Here is a 2,651-nt window from a genome sequence, read left to right as displayed (position 1 = left end):
GGGTAGTTGCGGATACAGGAGTGAGGTCCCCAGTTGCTGCTGCACAAGCAGGCGCAAAAGTGGATGTATTTGCAGGCGTTGAAGCAGGAGGGACCATTGACGCTGAGGTTCATTGGAAACCACCTGTGGTTAATATTAACGGCAGGCAAATTGAGCAAGCAGTTGGTAAGCTAGGTAGTATTGGGGCGCAAATGTCCGCAAACTATGGTATTGGATACTCTGGTGAGTTCCGTTTCGCGTTCCAGAACGGGCAAGTTATTTTAATCACATCAGCGAGAGCGGTGTGCGGACCAGGTTTCTCTGGAAAGTTTTCTGTAACCCTAAGTCCAGTTTTACTAGACCGTTTTCTCGATTCGTTGCTTCGCGTGTTAAAAGAAAGTGGATTTCGTTATGTGGAAGTGTTTGGTGAGTTGGATGAGAACGGAAAAAATCCTGATTTCGAACGGCTGAATGAAAGACTGACAACAGCTATGGCGCTAGGGATCAGTTTTGCTGACGTTATGCTGTTGCCCACAGTGGCATATGATTCATATAAAAATGAAGTCCTTCAGGAAAGCTTCGCTCCAGTAATTGCTCGTCATATTAACGATGGTCAAAACTTCTCTAGCGCATCTTCTAAGATCAAGAAAGAATGGGTGAGGAATTTACCTCCGGAAACGCTTGCCAATCTATTGACTTGCCTCACAACCATTAGCAAAGGGACATGGTTTGAAAGTCCAAAAGATCAAAGGACTCGGCAACTAGAGGATATAGATAAAGCGATAGCAGTGAGAAACATTTTCAACTGGTTACAGCCTATAAATTCAGATATGGCTTCACGTCAACGGCAATTTGAAGAGGCTATGATTAGAATGGAAGGACATTTGGAACAAGCGGCTAGTCCCGCTAAACAATGGCAAAAATTTGCGGATAGCTTGAAGCGAATTGAAAAGTTTCTACTCTCAGTGAATACCTATGTCAGTGACCTCGTTCTAGGGGATATTAAAACAGCGATATGGATGCTGGGTAGTAACATGCAAGTATATCAATATAAAGATACTAGTGGGGAATTACATTATAGAGCCTACCGTAAAGAAACAAATGACGACAAAGATGTTGTGAGAAGAGCTAGACGTCAAGTAAAGTCGGTTTATGATTCTGATCCGAGATGGAAGAAATTTGATTGGTGGAAAAGTTTGAGATGAGAGCTATTGCTATAACTAAATATGTGCTTGGCTTACTTCTTGTAGGTGCTTTAGCCGTTGGGGGGTATGCGACCTATGTAAAGTTACCTACTGGAACTGATATTGAGTTGTCTAAAGCGCCTAAAGAACGCCTAAGAGAACTATTAGCAATAGTGGACTCCAATAGTGCAACAATAAACAATAATATATATGTATCAAGCACATACCAACCAGATAATCCTCTTTACGAGGCAGTAGTAGAAATACAGCGGAAGAACTGGAGTAAAGCAGTTAAGCTCCTGACTCCAATGGCGATGCAAGGTAATGCTGAAGCAATGTATTGGCTAGGCGAGATTACATATTCAACGAGTGCTTTTTCTGATGGTGGGAAATGGTTTTTACAATCAGCAAGTTTAGGGAACCCTTATGCAGCAATCAAGTTATCACCGCAATACAATATAAGTAATGATTGTCAATTATGGCTACGCAATTATTGTGATAATAGATGGGGTAAAGAGGGGCTTGAAAAATTAAAAAACTTGGCTAGTAATGGTGATATAAAAGCAAGATACGCTTATTTGTTCTACACAAGATTTGAAAACACAGGCTCAGACTTTTTCAACCAGCTTGTTAAGGTAGCAAAGGAAGGAGTTGATAATCATTATTATCGTCCTTTACGCCAGCTAATTCACATGTATCAAACACGTAAGTCACTAAACCCATATAGCAATGATGTCATTCCCCTTACTGAAGAAGACCAACAGCAATTAATTAAGTTATTGATGGTTGCAGCAAACAATAATGACGTTTTTTCAATACATATTTTAGATAATTATTTTAGTAAAGATCTGGTACCTCAAACATCGATAAATGAGGCGATAGAGAGGGTCACTACGAACAGGGAAAGCACCCCTATTATATTTATTGATGAAGTGGAAGGGGCAAGAGAGTATCACGACGGTAGCGTATTATAACTAAACCACCCCTGTTAATAATTCATTACTATTCCTGTGCCCAGCGAATGCTGGGCATTTTATTGAAGCCCTTATCTAAAACCTCGCCTTAGTAAACACACTAAACTTCATACTTGGATTTATCACCGATGTCATAATGCCTTGGCATGCGCCATTTATAGATACTGGTGACAAGCAACAGAAGCGAAGATATTACTGCCAATGCCTTTGCCGCAATGTCGAAATCAAGCATCAAACAGAGCCACAAAGCTGCCAAGATTAAAGGCTGTAGACGCAGCCCAGGCACCTTGAAGCAATAATGCTCTTTGAAACACAACCCGCCCAAAGTAATCAAAACCGCTCAGAAGACACAAGCGTTCAAGCTAGGGTAGTTGCGGATACAGGAGTGAGGTCCCCAGTTGCTGCTGCACAAGCAGGCGCAAAAGTGGATGTATTTGCAGGCGTTGAAGCAGGAGGGACCATTGACGCTGAGGTTCATTGGAAACCACCTGTGGTTAATATTAACGGCAGGCAA

At 41.6% G+C, this 2,651-nt stretch carries 2 protein-coding genes and 1 pseudogene; 2 read left to right on the top strand and 1 reads right to left on the bottom strand.

The features are described from left to right. Both QTN95_RS20155 and QTN95_RS20150 read left to right on the top strand, forming a co-directional pair. Window positions 1-1,184, top strand: a pseudogene (locus tag QTN95_RS20155) (hypothetical protein); the annotation flags it as partial. Further along, window positions 1,166-2,137 (top strand): hypothetical protein, encoded by a 972-nt coding sequence (locus QTN95_RS20150; RefSeq protein WP_331418768.1) that lies wholly within the window; start codon window positions 1,166-1,168, stop codon window positions 2,135-2,137. The pseudogene QTN95_RS20155 and the gene QTN95_RS20150, both read left to right, overlap by 19 nt. 100 nt (window positions 2,138-2,237) lie before the next feature. Here the strand turns inward: QTN95_RS20150 and QTN95_RS20145 are convergent, their stop codons facing one another. Further along, the gene (locus tag QTN95_RS20145) at window positions 2,238-2,462 is read right to left on the bottom strand and encodes a DUF2301 domain-containing membrane protein (RefSeq protein WP_331418769.1); all 225 of its coding nucleotides are present in this window, start codon (window positions 2,460-2,462) and stop codon (window positions 2,238-2,240) included. Window positions 2,463-2,651 lie beyond the last annotated feature (189 nt).

This window comes from Vibrio sp. M260112 (assembly GCF_036533775.1).
Classification (GTDB): Bacteria; Pseudomonadota; Gammaproteobacteria; order Enterobacterales; family Vibrionaceae; genus Vibrio.
This window is presented reverse-complemented; position numbering and strand designations above follow the sequence as displayed.